The organism is Campylobacter sp. CNRCH_2013_0855 (assembly GCF_025773025.1).
GTDB lineage: Bacteria > Campylobacterota > Campylobacteria > Campylobacterales > Campylobacteraceae > Campylobacter_D > Campylobacter_D jejuni_C.
This window is the reverse complement of the sequence record NZ_JAKMTE010000010.1, coordinates 13,836-32,626: the sequence shown is the minus strand read 5'-3', so window position 1 is coordinate 32,626 and position 18,791 is coordinate 13,836. Positions and strand designations below refer to the sequence as shown.

The window sequence follows — 18,791 nt, the reverse complement described above, 5'->3', positions numbered from 1 at the left end:
GTTTGGGTTATTTTCCCAAACTTAAATAATATTCAATTTGATCTTTTTGTAAAATTCTAATTAAATTTGTACTTCCTGCGACACCTACTGGAAATCCTGCGGTAAGAGTGTAAACTCCATCTTTTTTCATAAGGCCTTTTTCAACTCCAAGTTTTACAGAATTGCTTAAAAGCTCTGTTAAATTTTCATGTTTTTCTATTAGTATAGCAGGTTGAACTCCCCAAACTATACTTAAAAAATTTAAAGCTTTTTTAGAATGAGTAATAGCTATGATATCCATTTTTGGACGATATCTTGCTGTTTTAACTGCAGAAGCGCCACTACTTGTGATGGTAAAAATTGCATTTGCATTTAAATCGGTTGCTAGTTGCGTGCTTGATTTAGCAATGATATCAGTTTCATTAAAACATTTAAAATTTTCAAATTTTTCATAAGGATAATTTTTTTCTGTTTCAATGATAGTTTGAGTCATAATATCAACTGCATTTGCCGGATCAATCCCCACTGCACTTTCTTCGCTAAGCATAACTGCGTCAGTACCATCAAGTACTGCATTAGCAACATCTGAAATTTCAGCTCTTGTGGCAGTTTTTGATTTTGCAAGTGAAAAAAGCATTTGAGTAGCAGTAATGACAGGTTTATTAGCCTCGTTGGCTTTTTTAATGATGAGTTTTTGTATATTTGGCACTCTATAATAAGGCACTTCAATACCTAAATCTCCTCTTGCAACCATTATCCCATCGCTACAATTTATGATTTCATCAATATTTTCAACAGCATCAAATTTTTCTATTTTTGCAAAAATAGCAATTTTAGCATTATTTTCATCAAGTATTTTTTTAACTTCATCAATATCATGAGCATTTTGCACAAAAGATATGGCTAAAAAATCAACATCATTTTTAATACCCCACGCAAGATCGTCTTTATCTTTTTGAGTGATAACATCGATATTGATTTTTGTATTTGGAAAATTAATTCCTTTGTTTGAGCTAAGCACCCCGCTATTTTCTACTTGGGTTTGGATAAAATCTTTTTCAACTTGTATAACTTTAGTTTTTATAGAGCCATCACAAAGGTAGATATATTCCCCAACCTTTAGCATAGAAAGAATTTCAGGATGATTAATACAGACCTTATAATGTTCATTAGAAAGTTTTTCACCTTCAAAAGTATCTTTGTAAAAGTCTAGTCTATCTCCATTTTTTAGCTCAAAAGCTTCTGAAATCTTTAAGGTTCTAATTTTTGGCCCACTAATATCTTGTAAAATTCCAATTCTTGCATTAAGTTCAGCTGCTACTTTTCTAATAGTAGTTAAGTTTTTACTATGATACTCATGGGTTCCATGTGAAAAATTTAAGCGAAAAACATTCACTCCATTAATAATCATTTGTCTTATTGTAGCCTCATTTTCGCTTGCTGGCCCAATCGTTGCAACTATTTTTGTTTTTTTTAACATTTCTTATCCTTTTTATAGTAGTTCGCTAGTAAATAAATCCTCATTAAAATTAGCACCCAAGTATTGACAAATAAGTTTTGCATCTCTATAGCCATTACCAAGACAGCTTGTAGCACCTGGACTTGGTGTCATATTGAAAATTATACCTGGAATTTCAGTGATGCTTGCCTCGCCAAGCATTAGTTCTCCTGCTTTTTTATCAAGCACTTGAGGGCGTACTCCGCCAAAGTTTTTAGCATAGTAAATATCATCTGTTTTTAAACTAGGAACTATTTTTTTGGCATCTTTTACAAAAAGTCTTTTATTGATATAAGGAATTTCAAACAAATAATTATAAAGAATATAATTTCTAATAGTAGAATCTTTAAAAAGATTAAAACAAATTTTAACTACATTCATATCCAAATTTAATGTTTTGAAAAATTCAGGTAGTGATTTAAAGCCATGATATCTTTCTAGCATAGGGATAACTAAAGCAGTAGGACCAAAGCGCGTATTCATATTAGCTAATAAATCAGGATCACCATGTAGCGCTGCAAATGGGAGTTTTGGATTTTGTACCATATAAACTTTACCATTTAAAATTTTTCTTTTTGCCATGTAAAAACTTCCTGCAACAGGAAAGCAAGATTTATCTAATCCTATGCCCATTTTATGTGCTAAAAATAAAGAATGCGCTCCCGCATTTACTATAATCGATTTTGCACTATATTCTTTAAAATCTCTTGTTTTTATATAAAAAATATCATCTTTTTTTTCTATAAAAACAACTTCTTGATTATAAGCTACATGGGTATTTTTACCTTGTTTGCAAGCTTGTTCTATAAGATTTTGACTCATTAATCCAAAATCTACCGTGGTGTAAATTTCACCTTCTTCTACACCCATAGCTACTATATTATCTGCTCTATCATTGATGCTATCTTCACCTAAGACAACATTGGGTTCTATTTGTTTAATATCATTTTTGGTATAAAATTTAATATAAGGATATAATTCTTTAAATTCTTCATATCTATTTTTCATATACTCGCATTCTTTATCTCCAACTGCAAGTGCAAGTTTTTGGTGTGAGTGCATAAATTTATTTTGTGCATTTTGCAAAAGACCGTATTTAACAATCATATCTGCAGTTTTTTTGACTTTTTTTGCTTTTTCTAAGGTATAGTTTGTTTCTATATCGCCACAGTGGATAGTTTGCGAATTGCTTGTGCTATGACTATTTAAAGTTGCGGCATTATTATATTTTTCTAATAAAGCAATACTTTGAATATTTGTATATCTAGCTAGCTCATAAAATGCCGCAGCACCAGAAATCCCACCGCCAATTACTACGGTATCAAAATGTTTTTGATCCATTGTTGTCAATTCCTTTTGTATGTTTACTTTTGCTAATGATATCAAAATATAGTTGTTTTGAGTTTAAATAAAGCTTATAATTTTAAGAGTGGGGGTGCAGAAATAAATTTTAAAGTATAAAATTTTCACAAACAGCTTTTTTCATACCTCTAAAAATTAAAAATTTATCATAAATAGCATAGTCAAAAAAATTTGCGAGAAATTGTCCATCACCGCCGGTAAAATACAATTTTTTACCATATGCACTATCTTTTATGAGTAAATATATGCTTTTAAATACACCATAACTTAAAGCATCAACAGTTCTTTGGGGAAAAGCATCAAAATTTATTTGGGTATTTAATTCATATTTTAAACGTGATGAAATATTAGAAAAAGATTTTTTGTAGCTTTCAATACCAGGAAGAATAAATCCGCCAAGATGAATAGAATTAGAGATAATATCTACAGTGATTGCAGAACCCGCATCAACTACAACACCATCTTCTATAGTATAGCAAGCTGCTATTCTATCGACCCCTAAATTATCATAAATAGTATCAAAGTTAAAATATGGAGCAAGATTGATAAATAAGGGATTTTGTTTCAATCTTTGCTCTAAATTTGGATTAACATTGATATAAAATACTTTCTGTGTTGGCTCATATTGTAAAAACTGTTCTATACTCATAGAATGAAATTTTTGCTCGTTTAAAAAACTTGCGGTTGTATTGCCAATATCACATAAAAGCATAGCTTTTAATCCCTTTGGTAGCTAAATATTCTTTTGCTTTTGAGCAAATTAAAGCTTGATGAAAAATAAAATAATTTTTGAAATTTAAATTTAGAGTTTGGTTTATATTTTGAAAAATACTTTCAAATTCTAGACATTCTTTTGTTAAAATTTTACTTTTCGCAAAAGAAAATAAAATTAAGCAGTATTGCTTACTTGTATTTTCTCCATAAATGCAAATTGTTTTTTTCTTTTTGCTAAAAACATGAATATCTAAAGACTTAGTGTTTTTTAAAATAATCCCATGTTTTATAAGAATATCACTAAGTTCTTGATTCATTTTAGTTTAATTGCAAAAATTTATTTTGATAGAAAAATTTACCATTAACCATAAAACTTTTCTCATCAACAGCTTCATTGAGTGGATATACTATGTAATCTTTTAAATTTGTATTCAGTTTAATTAAATAGCCTGTTTTTTCAAAAATATATAAAGAGTTGTTATATAAGGTACTTTTAGAAAATAGAGCAAATTGAAATTTTACTTCATCAATTTTTCTAAGATTATAATCATTTTTAAGAATTCTTCCATCTTTTGTAAGTATGAAAATTTCATTATCATTGGTATTTACTTCTTTAATATTTTCGTTTAAATATAAGGTTCTATTTGGAGTGACAACAATGATTTTTTGTGCTGTTGCGGCAACCATTGTATCATTTTTTACATGAAGATAAATAATATTGTTAAAAAACTCTTCACTGCTTACTAAAATCTCTTTGCTAACTTTTAATGTGCTTTTGTTAAGTATAGCTAATTTTCCATTAAGCATAGGATATATTATAATAGTATTTAAAAAATAAGGATTAGCATAACGACTATCTTGAGCATAGGATGTGCCTAAGTTTTGAAGCATTCTGATACCAAGGTTTTTATTTGCATATACTAAGGTATTACTAGCTAAAACCAAAGCTATATCATCTCCATCTATACTAGCGCTTACCACACTTTCGTTAAATTTATGAGAAAATAATTCTTCGCCTTGTAAATTTAAGATTTTAAAGTTTCCATTATCATCAGCTATGATGATTTCTTCTAAATACGCATTTAGGATATGATAATTTTTATCTAACTTAAAATTAATAATATTACCCATGCTATCTACAAAGGAATTATTGCTTAATTGTGCTATATTATTATTGAAATTGATAATTTTACCGTTAACATTTTGAGAACTATAAGGAAGTTGTTCTGTTTGTGTTGGTTGATAATACTCTCTTTTTGTGCCACAAGCACTAAAAAATATTAAAGTGATAATAAATAAATAAAAGTGTTTCATTTTATTCCTTGGTAATGTTTTAAGCTTGTAATAATCTGCCATAAGGGAGAATTTATAGGTATTTTATTAAATTCTATATCTGCATTTTTAAAATCATTTTGTTTTAGAAATTCAAAACCTGCTAGCAAGGTATTATAATCTTTTAAAAATTCTGACTTTTGATTATTTTGAGCAAGTACTATTTGTTTTAACAAAGGATCTATATTAAGATTTAAAGTTTGGTTAAGATCTTGATTGTTTTGACCCATGATGAATATGGTATATAAATTTGCATTTTTTTGTTTTAATTCTTTGAGTAATTTTTGATCTGAAGGATTTTTTAATAAATTATTAAAAATTATATTACTTTCTTGAATATTACTTTCTTGTTTTAGATTATAAAAATAACTTCCACCAAAATATGCAATTAAAAGCACAATAATTGCAATGAAATAGTATTTGTATTTTTTTATAAAGCGTTCGGATTTAATAAAATTTTCCATCATTTGCTCTTGAGAGCTTAATTCTTCTTGGACTGCTTTTAAGTTTTCTTTTAAAGCCATATTTTCCCTTTTTTTAGCAAGAATAAATATTATTTATTGTTTTTAAGTCTATAATTGTAACATATAAAAATGAAAAAATAAATGATTTTATGTTATAATTTTTAATCTAAAAAGAGTTTTCTTGGATATAAATTAAAAATTAAGGTAAATCATGCAAATTGATGATAAATTATTGACTAAACTTGAAAAGCTAAGTGCTTTAAAAATTGCTGATGAGAAAAGACAAGAATTAGAAGAACAATTAAGTCAAATTGTTAATTTTGTAGAAAAATTAGATGAATTAAAACTTGATGATGTGGAAGCTATGACAAGCACTACAAAAGGTGGAACGCCATTTAGACTAGATGAAAGTATAAAATCTGAAGTATTTGATGTAATTAGTAAGCATGCTCCAAATTCTCAAGATGGATTTTTTATAGTTCCTAAAATAATTGAATAAAATATTTGGAGTTTAGTGTAGATGGAAAATTTTTCGTGGTTTGATGTATTTGTTTTGGGCTTAACTGTGATTTTAGGCTTGAAAGGTTTAGTAAGTGGTTTATTTAAAGAAATTTTTGGCTTGTTAGGTATAGTTGGTGGGGTTTTACTTGCTTCAAGATATGCTAAAGAAGTAGCAGAAATTATCAATAATAATTTTTATGCAATTGAAAATGAAAATCTTGCAATTTTTGCAGGTTTTTTAGCTTTATTGATTGTGATATGGATAGCATGTATGGCTTTGGGAAATATATTATCAAAAATGTTTAGCATGAGTGGTCTTGGTTTTATAGATCGTATTGGTGGATTTTTATTTGGTAGTGCTAAAATATTTTTAATTTTTGCTATTTTGGTGGCTTGCATTAATAATATAGAATTTTTAAATTCAAGTTTAGAAAAATATGCAAAAAATAGTCAAACCTTGGATTTACTTAGAAAAACAGGTGAATATATAATGAATACTAATTTTACTCAAAATGGTTTAGATAAAATACAAGAACAACTTATAGATTCTAATATAAGTCTAAATTCGGAGGTAGACAATGCAAATTGAAAATATAGAATACGATGTTTTGCTTGAGCGTTTTAAAAAAACACTTAAAGACAATGGCCTAAAATATACCAAGCAAAGAGAGGTGCTTTTAAAAACTTTATATAATAGTGATATGCATTATACTCCAGAAAGTCTATATGTAGAAATAAAGCAAAAAAATCCCGAATTAAATGTAGGCATTGCAACAGTTTATAGAACTTTAAATTTATTAGAAGAATCAGGTATGGCTACTTCTATATCTTTTGGTGCTTCAGGAAAGAAATTTGAACTTGCAAATAAACCTCATCATGATCATTTAATTTGTAAAAGTTGTGGTGAGATTGTAGAATTTGAAAATCCTATTATCGAACAACAACAAATGTTAATCGCAAAAGAATATAATTTTAAATTAACAGGACATTTAATGCAACTTTATGGTCTATGTCCACAATGTAGTAAAAAATAAAGGTATATTTAATGTTTGATAATATTTTAGAGCAACAAAAAATTCAAAAAGCGCAAGAACTAAAAGAACTAGGAATCAACCCTTATCCGCATTTTTTAAAAAAAGAAATGAGTATAGATGAGTATAAGGTTAAATTTGCTTACGTTAAAGATATGGAAAATCAGCGCGATGAAAATGCTCATGGAGTATTAGCAGGAAGATTAAAACTTCTTAGAATAGCTGGTAAATCGGTATTTGCTAATATAGAAGATGAGCAAGATAATTTACAAATTTATTTTAATCAAAACATTTTAGGGGAAGAATACTTTGCTATTTTGAAAAAATATCTTGAAGTAGGGGATATTGTTTTGGTTAAAGGTTTTCCTTTTATGACTAAAACAGGAGAATTTAGTCTTCATGTAGAACAAATTCAAATAGCTACAAAAGCCATAGTGCCTTTACCGGAAAAATATCATGGACTGACAGATATTGAGCAAAGATATAGAAAAAGATATCTTGATATGATTATGAATAGTGAGGTAAGAAAAGATTTTATTTTGCGTTCCAAAATTGTTTCTTATATTAGATCTTTTTTTGATAATAAAGGATTTTTGGAAGTTGAAACACCAATGATGCATCCTATTGCAGGGGGAGCAAATGCAAAGCCTTTTGTGACTTATCACAATGCTTTGGGCGTGGAAAGATTTTTAAGAATTGCCCCAGAATTATATCTAAAACGTTTGATTGTAGGCGGTTTTGAGGCGGTTTATGAGATTAATAGATGTTTTAGAAATGAAGGAATGGATTTAACGCACAATCCTGAATTTACTACAATCGAGTTTTATTGGGCTTATCATAATTATCATGATTTAATGGATTTAACAGAAGAGCTTTTTGCTATGCTTTTAGATAAGTTAAATTTGGATAAAAAACTTGAATTTGATGAAAAAATAATTGATTTTTCTAAGCCATTTGAAAGAATTACTTATAAAGATGCATTAAAAAAATATGGTGGTTTAGATGATGAGCTTATTAACAATAAAGAATTGATTTTAGAAAAGCTAAAAAAAGACGGCTTTGAAGCTAATGAAAAATTAGAATTAGGTCATTTGCAAGCTGAACTTTTTGATAATTATGTTGAAGATAAATTGATTAATCCTACTTTTGTGATAGATTTTCCTATTTCTATAAGTCCTTTATCTAGAAGAAGTGATAAAGACAAAGATATTGCTGAAAGATTTGAGTTGTTTATCGCAGGTAGAGAAATTGCTAATGGATTTAATGAGCTTAATGATCCACTAGATCAATATGAGAGATTTTTAAAGCAAATTGAAGCAAAAAATGCAGGCGATGAAGAAGCATGTGAAATGGATGAAGATTTTGTTAATGCGCTAGGTTATGCTATGGCGCCAACCGCAGGTCAAGGTATAGGAATAGATAGATTGGTTATGCTTTTAATTAATAAAAAATCAATTCGTGATGTAGTACTTTTCCCAGCTATGAGATCACTTAAAAATGAGATAAAAGGAGAGTAAATGTTGGAAAAATTTGATAAAGAAATTTTTGATTTAACCCAAAAAGAGTTAGCAAGACAATGCGATGGTCTTGAAATGATAGCAAGTGAAAATTTTACCATACCAGAAGTTATGGAGGTAATGGGTAGCATTTTAACAAATAAATATGCAGAAGGCTATCCTGGTAAAAGATATTATGGCGGATGTGAATTTGTAGATGAGATTGAAACGATTGCTATAGAAAGATGTAAAAAACTTTTTAATTGTAATTTTGCCAATGTACAACCTAGTTCAGGTTCACAAGCAAATCAGGGTGTGTATATGGCATTATTAAATCCTGGTGATAGAATTTTGGGTATGGATTTAAGCCATGGAGGACACCTAACTCATGGTTCTAAAGTAAGTTCTTCTGGAAAGGTTTATGAAAGCTTTTTTTATGGAGTTGAGCTTGATGGAAGAATTAATTATGATAAAGTGAGAGAGATAGCAAAAGAAGTTAAGCCAAAACTTATTGTTTGTGGTGCTAGTGCTTATCCTAGAGTGATTGATTTTGCTAAATTTAGGGAAATAGCAGATGAGGTTGGTGCGTACTTGTTTGCTGATATTGCACATATTGCAGGTTTAGTTGTAGCAGGCGAGCATCCTAGTCCATTCCCTTATGCTCATGTTGTAAGCTCTACTACACATAAAACTTTAAGAGGTCCAAGGGGTGGGATTATTATGTGTAATGATGAAGAAATTGCTAAAAAGATAAATTCTGCAATTTTCCCAGGTATTCAAGGTGGTCCACTAATGCATGTAATTGCTGCTAAGGCTGTTGGGTTTAAATATAACCTAAGCGATGAGTGGAAAATTTATGCTAAGCAAATTATTAAAAATACTGCTACTTTAGCACAAGTTTTAATAGATAGAAAATATGATTTAGTAAGTGGTGGCACTGATAATCATTTGATTTTATTAAGTTTTTTAAATAAAGAATTTAGCGGTAAGGATGCAGATTTAGCGCTAGAAAGAGCAGGTATTACAGCTAATAAAAATACTGTTCCAGGTGAAACTAGAAGTCCTTTTGTAACGAGTGGTTTAAGACTTGGGACAGCAGCTTTAACGGCAAGAGGCTTTAAAGAAGAGCAAATTGCTACTGTTGCAAATTATATAGCTGATATTTTAGATGATATACAAAATACTAAATTACAAGAAGAAATCAAGGTTAAACTGAAGGATTTAGCAAGTAATTTTATTATTTATGAAAGGGCTTTATTTTGATTACAACAATGGATTTAGCTTTAATTAAAATGGTTACAAGCCATTATTATATAAAGCGTGATACTATAGTAAATAAATACGAATACAAGGGTAGAATTTTCTTTGACAAATTTGAGAAAGTCAATGCTCCATTAACTGCTAGTGTTATACAAGAGCATATGGAAAAAAAGATAATCGTGGCACATTCTTTGATCAATAGTTTTGATAAAGTTGAAAATATTGTATTTGATTATAATGGTTTTAATGCGGAGCGTTTTTGGCATAGAGCACAACTTATTTTAAGAGAAGAAGGTTTTATTAATTTTACTGCTTATAGAACAAGAGCTAATAATCATTTGCATTTATATATCCATAAAGGACATACAACCTTTAATGAGGCTTGTTCTTTGGGTTCAAAATTATCTTTACTTTTTTCTCAAAAAATGCCTGTAGAGTGGAAAGTTTTTCCTAGTATGGATATACCTAGAGAATTTAATATTTTAACCCTACCCTATGAAGTTTATCAAAAAGAACGCGGTGCTTCTTGGTCTAAACATATGTAATTTTTTGAAAGGATGAAAAATGGAAGAAAACAATAAAAACGAATTTGATGATATTATTTTGCAAAAAAGCAATAAAAGCGAAAAACTCAAAAAAATTTTATTTAGATCGATTATTTTAATCATTGTATTTTTAGTTGTTATGATAGTAATGAAGCTAATTAATGATCCAGGTGAAGAAAAAACTTTGCAAATGCCATCAGAACCACAAGAGCAAGCTGCTTATGAAAATAATTTTAATTCTTTACCTATTACAGATAGTACTAAAGAAGAAGATGAATTTGAAGCTTTGGCTAGAAAATTAAAAGAAGAAAGCTCTTTGGTTGATACAAATACTACTATAGAGGAAAAGCAAGAAGTTCCAAATAATAGTGTGTTAGATCAAATTGCTACAGTAGAATCAAAAGAAGAGTCAACTAAGGTAGAAGAAAAACAAGAAGAGATTAAGCCTGTAGAAAAATCTATAGAAAAACCAATTCAAAAACCTTCTGAAAAACCAAAAAATAATGTAGTTGAAAAGCCAAAAGCTCCAGAGCAAAGCAATACAAATGAATTGTTTGAGAGTATAAAAACTCCAAGTGTTCAAACGCAACTTCCTGTAGGTGCGTATATTCAAGTTTTTTCTTTAAATAGTTTGGATCCTAAATCAAAAGAATTGAATATACTTAAAGAAAATGGATATGATTACAAAATTTATAAAACAACAGTAAATGGTAAAGAGTTAACAAAAGTTTTAGTTGGGCCTTATAAAGAAAGTGAATTAAAGACTGAATTAGAAAAAGTACGTTCTAAAATTGCAAAAGGTGCTTTTACATTTAGAGTAAAATGAAAACTTTTGCAGTTATAGGCGATCCTATTATGCATTCTAAATCCCCAAGAATGCATAATAATGCCTTACAAGCTCTCAAAAAGGATGCAGTTTATATAAGATGTCACCTAAAAGATAAAACAAAATTAAAAGAAACTATTCAGAAGTTAGATGGGGCTAATATTACCATACCTTTTAAAGAAGTAGCTTGCGAAATCGCTGATTTTAAAGATGAAAGCGTTATGCATATAGGCTCTGCTAATACTTTATTGAATAAAAATAATAAAATTTATGCTTATAATACAGATTATCTAGGATTTTTAAAAGCGATTGAAGATTTTTCTTCTGTTGAAAATACCTTGATCTTGGGTGCTGGAGGTACAGCCAAGGCTTTGGCATATGCTTTAAAATCTAAGAATATTAAAGTCACAATAGCAAATCGCTCTAATGCTAGGTTTGAAAATTTAAGTAATTATCTGTGTTTTTTATATGATCAACTTGACTTAAATGAAAAATTTGATTTAATTATTAATACAACTAGCACAGGCTTAAATGATGAAAAATTACCTTGTCAAGAAGAGATTTTAAAAGGTGTTTTTCAACAAGCCAAATATGCTTTTGATGTGATTTATGGTAAAAATACACCTTTTTTAAAATTAGCAAGAGAAAATGGCTTGAAAATAAAAGATGGTACACAAATGCTTTTATGGCAAGGTGTTTTTGCTTTTGAGTTGTTTTTGGAATGTCAAAAAACAGAAGAAATTTTTAAAGCCATGGAGATGGCTTTAAAACTTCCTTAATGACTAAACCAGGATTTGATTTTATCAAACAAGCTTTCTTGTTCTATAAAAGCTTCTTCATCTGCCAAGCCAAAGCTTTTTTCAAGTTGTAACAATAGATTTTTTTGTTCTTCGGTGAGAGTTTTTGGAAATTTTATTTCAATTTGTACAATATGCGAACCAAGTTTTCCATTGTGAATATTTTTAACACCTTCATTGGTTAATTCAAATTTTTGCTTATCTTTTGCACCTATTGGAAGCTTAAGATCAGCTTCTCCTCTTATGGTAGAAACTTTAATAGTTTTTCCAAGAGCAGCTTGAGTAAAAAATACAGGTACTATAGTATAGATATCATCATCATGTCTGATAAATTTATCATCATCTTCTACAATGATTTTGATATATAAATCACCTCTTTGAGAATAATTTGGAAGCTCGTTGGCTTTGTTTTGCACTCTAAGACTCATACCGCTATTTATACCTTCTGGTATATCAAGTTCTATATAATCTTTAATTTCTTCATAACCATTACCATGACATATTTTGCATTTATCTTTTATAATTTGACCGCTACCTTTACAATGATCACAAGTTTGTACAAAGGTCATAAAGCCTTGCCTAATACCAACTTGACCTTTCCCATCACAATGAGAACAAGTATTTAATTTTCCATTTTCTGAGCCACTTCCTTTGCAAGATTTACAAAAACTTTTATAGGTAAAATCAATTTTTTTCTTACAACCAAACACAGCTTCTTTAAAATTAATTTTTGTTGTTATCTTTGAGTCATGGGGGTATTTGTTTTCTTTTTCCTTTTTACGTGTTGAACTGCCAAAACCAAATCCTTCTCCAAAAAAGCTTGAAAATATATCTCCTAAATCAACATCTCCAAAACCGCCAAATCCACTTGCTTGTCCTTTAAGCCCTTCTTTCCCATATCTATCGTATATGCTTCTTTTTTCATCGTTGCTAAGCACCTCATAGGCTTCATTAACAAGTTTAAATTTTTCTTCCGCTTCTTTATCTCCTTGGTTTCTATCAGGATGATATTTTAATGCCATTTTTCTATAAGCTTTTTTTATGGTCTCTTTATCTGAAGTTTGAGAAATTTCTAGTATTTCATAGTAATTAAGTTCCACTTTTTTCCTCTCTTGAAAAATTAATATTGTAATTTTAGCAAAAAAATAAATGAATAGTTAAATTATGTGTTATAATGTTAAGTTTGTAACATATTTTCACTAAAGGGGTAGAGATGATTAATGTTTTAATGATCGAAGATGATCCAGATTTTGCAGAGTTTTTGGCAGAATATTTGGCCCAGTTTAATATAAAAGTTACTAATTATGAAGATCCATATTTGGGAATGAGTGCTGGTATAAAAAACTATGATTGTTTAATTCTTGATTTAACTTTACCTGGACTTGATGGTCTTGAAGTTTGTCGTGAAATAAGGGAAAAATATAGTATTCCTATTATTATTTCTTCAGCTAGAAGTGATTTAAGTGATAAAATTGTAGGCCTTCAAATAGGCGCAGATGATTACTTACCAAAACCATATGATCCAAAAGAAATGCATGCAAGAATTATGAGTTTGATTCGTCGTTCTAAGCGAACTAATGAAACTCCTGAAAAAATAATCAATTCAGCATTTAAAATTGATGAAAAAAGACATGAGATAAGTTATAATGATGAAGTTTTAATATTAACACCTGCTGAGTATGAAATTTTAAGTTATATGATAAGACAGCATGGCTTTTCGGTAAGTAGAGAGCAGCTTGTGTATCATTGTAAAAGCCTAAAAGATAAAGATTCCAAAAGTCTAGATGTAATTATTGGTAGGTTAAGAACTAAGATCGGTGATAGTTCTAAAGCACCAAAGCATATTTTTTCTGTTAGAGGAATAGGGTATAAGTTGATAGGATGAAAATCACAATTAATCTTAAGATTACTGCTCTTTTTGCAACAGCTTTTTTGTTTGTTTGTGCATTATTTGTTTTGCTTGGAAAAATTCAAATTGATTCGTATTTAACAAGTGAGCAAAATAGACAAAAAGATATTATCGAAAAGATTATTTATAATTTGGAAAGAAAGGAGAAATTTTCTGTTCATGATTATCTTCTTTCTAAGTCCTTTGTCTTGGTTGAAAGTGAGCGTAGTATAAAACATATTGTTACAAAAGGTGAAAAGGTTTTTAGAATCAATTCTTTATATGGCAACTTTGCTTCTATTGTTTATCATAATCAAATTTATTTTTATGTTGAGCAAGATAAAACAAGATGGCTTTATGAATTAAATTCTTCCACACGTTTAGAATATTTGTTTTTGCTTAGCTTTTTTTTCAGTTTGATTTTAATTATATTTTTATACTTTTCTGTATTAAAATCACTAACACCTTTAAAAATTTTAAAGAAAAAAATTAAAAATATTAGTACAGGTAAAATAGAACCTTTATCTGAGTATTCTCAAATTAATGATGAAATTTCTGAAATTTCTTTTGAATTTGATCACGCAATTAATAAAATACAAGAACTTGTAAAATCTAGACAATTTTTTTTAAGAATGATTATGCATGAACTTAAAACACCTATTGGAAAGGGTAGGATAGTTTGTGAGATGTTAGACAACCAAAAACAAAAAGATCGCTTGGTGGCGATTTTTGAAAGGCTTGAACTATTGATTGATGAATTTGGAAAGATTGAAAAGGTTTTATCAAGAAATTGTCAACTCAATTTGCAAACCTACCATCTTAGTTTAATTTTAGAACAAGCTGAAGATTATTTGATGAGAGATGATTTTTATCAGAAGGTTAAGATTGTATATAAAGATGATGTTATGATTGTGGCAGATTTAGAACTCTTCTCTTTAATGCTTAAAAATTTAATTGATAATGCTATTAAATATTCTGATGATAAAAGCTGTGAAATTATATGTTCTGGAGATTATATAATTGTTAGAAATAAGGGTGTGCAGCTTAAAAAAACTTTTGATTATTATTTAAAGCCATTTGTAAGAGAACAAAATACCCAAGTTGAGGGCATGGGGTTAGGACTTTATATTATTAATAATATTTGTAATCTTCATGGTTATAATTTAACCTATAGTTATGAAGATGGATATCACACCTTCAAAATTGTTTTTTCAAGGTTAAAATAGCTTGAAGGGTATAGAAAAATTCAATGAGTTAGTAGAGATTTTTTCTGCTCTTCCCACTATAGGTAAAAAAACGGCTTTAAGGCTTGCATATCATGTGTGTATAAAAGATCCTTTACTTGGTTCAAAACTTGCTTATCATATTGAAGAATCTATTAGAGCGATTAAAAAATGCATCCAATGTGGATCTTTAAGCGAAAATGAATTATGTGAAGTATGTTCTAATATAGAAAGAAATAATAATATAGTTTGTATAGTACAAGATCCAAAAGATGTTTTGGTTTTAGAAGATAGTGGAAGTTATGATGGACTTTATTTTGTACTAGAGAATACTAGTGAGGATAATATTATAAAATTAAGATTAATAATTGAAAGTAAAAATGTAAAAGAAATATTTTTTGCTTTCACACAAGGATTAAATTCTGATGCTATTATTTTTTTTATAGAGGAAAAACTAAAAGATTTAAATTTAAGCTTTTCACAAATAGCCCAAGGTATTCCAAGTGGTGTAAGTTTAGAAAATGTGGATTTTATATCTTTGCATAAGGCAGTAAATCATAGAACTAAGCTTGATTGATGTATTTTTTTAACAGTGCTAACCATTCAATTTTGTTAATGTCATTTAAGACCATATTGGCAAAGTCACAGTTTTTAATCCTATCTTTGGAAAAAAGCAAAATGGTATTTTTGGGATTTTTTATTTTGTATTCATGTAGTATTTGGCTAATATGTATTAAATCAAATTTAATAACTTCATAATCTATTAAAATCAATTTGAAATTTAATTGTAAAGCCTTTTTAAAATCACTTAAATTGTTTACAGCTTGATTATTTGGACAAAATTGATTGGTTATATTTAAAATAAGATTATTTTCAAAACTAGTAGATTTAAAAATCAAAACATTAGAATTTTCTTTTCTATAGTTCTCTTGCGCAAAATTAACATTTAAAAAATTAATTATGTCTTCAGTGTAAATTTCAGTAAAAGTAAAATTTAAAATATCATCAACTCTTTCTTTTGAGATAATAAAAGTAAAATTTCTTTCTTTATAATCATTTATAATTTCACTGCTAATTCCTATATTTAATAATATACATTGTAAAAGAAAATTTTCAATAACATTGTTGTTTATAATACCCACATGAATATTTTCAAAACAATTATTTGTGGAAATTTTATTGTGGTGATATTGCTGTAAAATTGGCTTTAGTGTAGATAAATTATCTGCTTGTAAATAACTTAAACCTTGAATAAGATACTGGAAATTTTTTTGTACAAGTTTATTTTGTAGTTTTTGATCTTGTAATTGCTTGTTGATTGAATCAAATAATAGTTTTAAATTTTCCTTTAACTCTTCCAAAGAATTTGATTTTGGCAAAGAAAAATATTTTTCAATCTCCTGAGTTAAAAATTTATTTTTTTTGATTTTCTGATTTTTTAGAGTTATACAAATACACGCAATGATAAAAATCAAAATACTCACAAAGGTATAAACGAAGAATAGTTTTTGGTCAATAGGGTATAAAAAATAATAATTTAAAAAGCATAAAATTAAAGTCAAAAGACTAATAAGTAATATCATAAATTATCCTTGATTAATTTGGCTATTTTTGCATTAGAAAGTGATTTTAACTCATCAAAATTAGCTTCACTAATCTTATCAAAACTACCATAATAATCTAAAAATTTTTTAATATATCCTTGGGAAATTCCAAGTTGCATTAGCTTAGAACTTTGCAAATCTTGCTTTCTTTTTGTTTTTTGATGAAAACTAATTGCAAAGCGATGTGCTTCATCACGCAATTTTTGTAAAAATTGTAATTTTTTATCATCGGTGGAAAGTTGAATTTTGCCTTCTTGAGTATAAATTTTATCTTTTGCATTTCCTTTTGCCCTATAAGCTTTTGTATCTATTTTTTCTTTAGAAATTGTTAAAATATCTACATTTGCTCCAGAACTTTTGATGATATTATTTGCTAGCTTTAATAAAGTATCTCCTCCATCAATTAACCATAAATCAGGCGGAGGATTTTTATCAAACGACATGGCTCTTTTACTAAGAGTTTGAAGCATTTGATCGTAATCATTTTTATAGGATAAATGGTAGTGCCTATAAGAACTTTTGTCAAATTTTCCATCTTTATAGGCTACCAAAGCACCGACATTTGCTTCACCTTGCATGTGAGAATTATCAAAAATTTCTATATGATTAGGATAATTTTGTAGGTTAAAAAATTCTTTTAATTCTTTTAAAAATAAATAATCATCACTTTTTAAGTGTTTTTGTATATTTATTTTTGCATTTTCTAATGCAAGCTCACACAAGGCCTTTTTTTCACCAAGTTTTGGAGTCTTAAGGTGAAATTTTTTAGAAAATCTCTCGCTAAGTAAATTTTGCAAAAGATTCATATCTTCAAATTCTTCATGTGTGTAAATTCGGGTTGAATTTATTGGGCTATCTTGGGTGTAATTTTCTAATATGTATTGCTTGTATACTGCATTTAAGTCAAATTCATCTTGATGATTTAGGGTTAGCACTTTATGGTTTGAGCTAATTATCCTACCATTATTGATGACAAAACGCACCATAGAGAGTATATTTGCTTCATGGTATATGGCAAAAACATCAAAATCTTCTAATTTTGCAAGGTCTATTTGTATTTTTACGCTTAAATCTTCTATTGTTTTGATTTGATCTCTTATAATAGCTGCTTCTTCGTAGTTTTCGTTTTTTGCATACTCTAGCATTTTATTTTCTAATTTTTTTGTTAAAGATAGAGGATTTAAAAGAGCTTGAGTAGCCTTTTGGATAATTTTTTCATATTCTTGCTTAGAAATTTTTTGCTCACATGGTCCTTTGCAACGCTTAATTTGATAAAAAAGACAAAGTTCTTTGCAAGATTTTTTTTGTCTTAGTTCAAATGATAAATACAAAGCATTTAAAAGCTCTTTTGCTCCTTTAAAAAACGGACCAAAATATTTTATTTTATTTTTTTTGATGATTTTTCTTGTAATTTCAAATCTTGGAAAATCTTCATTTAAGTCTATATAAATATAAGGGTAGGTTTTATCATCTCTTAATAGTATATTGTATTTTGGATGAAGCTGTTTTATAAAAGAATTTTCCAATATTAAAGCATCGGCCTCACTTTTTGTGGTAATAAATTCTAAATGATGAGTCTGGCTGATCATCTTTTGAATTCTTAAACTATTGTTGGGATTTGGGCAAAGATTTGGAGTGAAATTAAAATAACTTCTAACGCGGTTTTTTAAATTCTTGGCTTTACCTACGTATAAAAGCTTACCTTGTATATCAAAATACTGATACACGCCAGGTAAATTGGGTAAAGTCTTGAGTTCGTTTTCAAGCATTTTTTATAAGCTTTCGCAGTTCTTCAAATTTATTATATAAAATAGGATTTTTAAAATGGTTTCTAAAATCTCCATTAGAAAGTTCTAGATGAGTATTTTTATGTTCAATAAAAATACTATTTTTAGATGTAAAGTTTTTATCATTAAGTATTTTTATGTTTTCTACTTTTGCAAAATTACTCATTGGCTTAGCTAAAGTATAGTTTTTTATGAGACTTTTAATCATTTTTTTGGTATTATCGTGATTAAGCTCCATATATGCAATGTGGTGTTTAACTAAAATAACCAAAGTATTATTTTTTATAAAGAGTTTAGTAATCATTTGTTGGTGATTAAGGTTTAACAAATTTAAAAACTCTTTATATTGTAAAAGTACTTTTAAAGGTCTATAATGTTTATATTTTTCAGAATTGGCAAGTGTATTGATAACATCATGACTTGTTTTAATTTTATTTTCAACTTTCATTTGATTATTGTAACATTTTTTTTATTAATATTGTTA

General features: G+C 28.1%; 21 protein-coding genes. 11 read left to right on the top strand and 10 right to left on the bottom strand.

The genetic code is table 11. The features are described from left to right. Positions 1-7: 7 nt before the first annotated feature. From pyk to L8X40_RS06400, 6 genes are all read right to left on the bottom strand, one after another. Entirely contained in the window at positions 8-1,459 is a 1,452-nt protein-coding gene (gene pyk / locus L8X40_RS06425; protein WP_087700109.1) for a pyruvate kinase, read from the bottom strand. 12 nt (positions 1,460-1,471) lie between these two features. Continuing rightward, on the bottom strand, positions 1,472-2,818 hold the full coding sequence (locus L8X40_RS06420) for an FAD-dependent oxidoreductase (RefSeq protein WP_087700107.1): 1,347 nt from the start codon (positions 2,816-2,818) through the stop codon (positions 1,472-1,474). Between the two features lie 109 nt (positions 2,819-2,927). Next, positions 2,928-3,551: a type III pantothenate kinase gene (locus tag L8X40_RS06415; protein WP_087700105.1), complete on the bottom strand. Its 624-nt coding sequence runs from the start codon at positions 3,549-3,551 to the stop codon at positions 2,928-2,930. Beyond that, positions 3,538-3,870 carry a hypothetical protein gene (locus tag L8X40_RS06410; protein WP_087700103.1) on the bottom strand — a complete coding sequence of 111 codons (333 nt, stop codon included), beginning with the start codon at positions 3,868-3,870 and terminating at the stop codon, positions 3,538-3,540. The genes L8X40_RS06415 and L8X40_RS06410 overlap by 14 nt, the downstream gene beginning before the upstream one ends. A 1-nt stretch (position 3,871) precedes the next feature. Further along, positions 3,872-4,867, bottom strand: a complete 996-nt coding sequence (locus L8X40_RS06405; protein ID WP_087700101.1) for a hypothetical protein — start codon at positions 4,865-4,867, stop codon at positions 3,872-3,874. Next, the gene (locus L8X40_RS06400; RefSeq protein WP_087700100.1) at positions 4,864-5,409 is read right to left on the bottom strand and encodes a hypothetical protein; all 546 of its coding nucleotides are present in this window, start codon (positions 5,407-5,409) and stop codon (positions 4,864-4,866) included. Before L8X40_RS06400 ends, L8X40_RS06405 begins: the two co-directional genes overlap by 4 nt. Positions 5,410-5,560: 151 nt before the next feature. Here L8X40_RS06400 and gatC point away from each other — a divergent pair, with 151 nt between their 5' ends. The 8 genes from gatC to L8X40_RS06360 are packed head-to-tail and all read left to right on the top strand — an operon-like array spanning position 5,561 to position 11,787. Continuing rightward, positions 5,561-5,848, top strand: coding sequence for an Asp-tRNA(Asn)/Glu-tRNA(Gln) amidotransferase subunit GatC (gatC, locus tag L8X40_RS06395; protein WP_039625566.1), 288 nt, complete (start codon positions 5,561-5,563; stop codon positions 5,846-5,848). A gap of 21 nt (positions 5,849-5,869) precedes the next feature. Then, positions 5,870-6,439: a CvpA family protein gene (locus tag L8X40_RS06390; RefSeq protein WP_087700098.1), complete on the top strand. Its 570-nt coding sequence runs from the start codon at positions 5,870-5,872 to the stop codon at positions 6,437-6,439. After that, positions 6,429-6,884 (top strand): Fur family transcriptional regulator, encoded by a 456-nt coding sequence (locus L8X40_RS06385; protein WP_039617809.1) that lies wholly within the window; start codon positions 6,429-6,431, stop codon positions 6,882-6,884. Before L8X40_RS06390 ends, L8X40_RS06385 begins: the two co-directional genes overlap by 11 nt. Positions 6,885-6,895: 11 nt before the next feature. Then, positions 6,896-8,398 (top strand): lysine--tRNA ligase, encoded by a 1,503-nt coding sequence (gene lysS / locus L8X40_RS06380; RefSeq protein ID WP_263667551.1) that lies wholly within the window; start codon positions 6,896-6,898, stop codon positions 8,396-8,398. Next, positions 8,399-9,640 carry a serine hydroxymethyltransferase gene (locus tag L8X40_RS06375; protein ID WP_087700093.1) on the top strand — a complete coding sequence of 414 codons (1,242 nt, stop codon included), beginning with the start codon at positions 8,399-8,401 and terminating at the stop codon, positions 9,638-9,640. Further along, positions 9,637-10,182: a DUF1882 domain-containing protein gene (locus tag L8X40_RS06370; RefSeq protein ID WP_263667550.1), complete on the top strand. Its 546-nt coding sequence runs from the start codon at positions 9,637-9,639 to the stop codon at positions 10,180-10,182. Before L8X40_RS06375 ends, L8X40_RS06370 begins: the two co-directional genes overlap by 4 nt. A 19-nt stretch (positions 10,183-10,201) precedes the next feature. Next, positions 10,202-11,008 (top strand): SPOR domain-containing protein, encoded by an 807-nt coding sequence (locus L8X40_RS06365; RefSeq protein ID WP_263667549.1) that lies wholly within the window; start codon positions 10,202-10,204, stop codon positions 11,006-11,008. Continuing rightward, positions 11,005-11,787, top strand: a complete 783-nt coding sequence (locus L8X40_RS06360) for a shikimate dehydrogenase (protein ID WP_263667548.1) — start codon at positions 11,005-11,007, stop codon at positions 11,785-11,787. Before L8X40_RS06365 ends, L8X40_RS06360 begins: the two co-directional genes overlap by 4 nt. Here the strand turns inward: L8X40_RS06360 and dnaJ are convergent. After that, complete coding sequence (gene dnaJ / locus L8X40_RS06355) at positions 11,784-12,905, bottom strand: molecular chaperone DnaJ (RefSeq protein WP_087700085.1); 1,122 nt, start codon at positions 12,903-12,905, stop codon at positions 11,784-11,786. The genes L8X40_RS06360 and dnaJ overlap by 4 nt on opposite strands. A gap of 113 nt (positions 12,906-13,018) precedes the next feature. Here dnaJ and L8X40_RS06350 point away from each other — a divergent pair, with 113 nt between their 5' ends. The 3 genes from L8X40_RS06350 to recR are packed head-to-tail and all read left to right on the top strand — an operon-like array spanning position 13,019 to position 15,493. Continuing rightward, positions 13,019-13,690: a response regulator transcription factor gene (locus L8X40_RS06350; protein WP_087700084.1), complete on the top strand. Its 672-nt coding sequence runs from the start codon at positions 13,019-13,021 to the stop codon at positions 13,688-13,690. Further along, on the top strand, positions 13,687-14,919 hold the full coding sequence (locus tag L8X40_RS06345; RefSeq protein ID WP_087700082.1) for an ArsS family sensor histidine kinase: 1,233 nt from the start codon (positions 13,687-13,689) through the stop codon (positions 14,917-14,919). The genes L8X40_RS06350 and L8X40_RS06345 overlap by 4 nt, the downstream gene beginning before the upstream one ends. 1 nt (position 14,920) lies before the next feature. Then, positions 14,921-15,493, top strand: coding sequence for a recombination mediator RecR (recR, locus tag L8X40_RS06340; protein ID WP_087700079.1), 573 nt, complete (start codon positions 14,921-14,923; stop codon positions 15,491-15,493). On the opposite strand, the gene L8X40_RS06335 is transcribed toward recR, so the two are convergent. Genes L8X40_RS06335 through L8X40_RS06325 form a run of 3 tightly spaced genes read right to left on the bottom strand, consistent with a single transcriptional unit; the run spans position 15,480 to position 18,755 of the window. Beyond that, entirely contained in the window at positions 15,480-16,499 is a 1,020-nt protein-coding gene (locus L8X40_RS06335) for a hypothetical protein (RefSeq protein ID WP_087700077.1), read from the bottom strand. The two genes, recR and L8X40_RS06335, sit on opposite strands and share 14 nt — an antisense overlap. Then, on the bottom strand, positions 16,496-18,289 hold the full coding sequence (gene uvrC, locus L8X40_RS06330; RefSeq protein ID WP_087700076.1) for an excinuclease ABC subunit UvrC: 1,794 nt from the start codon (positions 18,287-18,289) through the stop codon (positions 16,496-16,498). The genes L8X40_RS06335 and uvrC overlap by 4 nt, the downstream gene beginning before the upstream one ends. Further along, entirely contained in the window at positions 18,282-18,755 is a 474-nt protein-coding gene (locus tag L8X40_RS06325; protein WP_214126375.1) for a hypothetical protein, read from the bottom strand. Before L8X40_RS06325 ends, uvrC begins: the two co-directional genes overlap by 8 nt. Positions 18,756-18,791 lie beyond the last annotated feature (36 nt).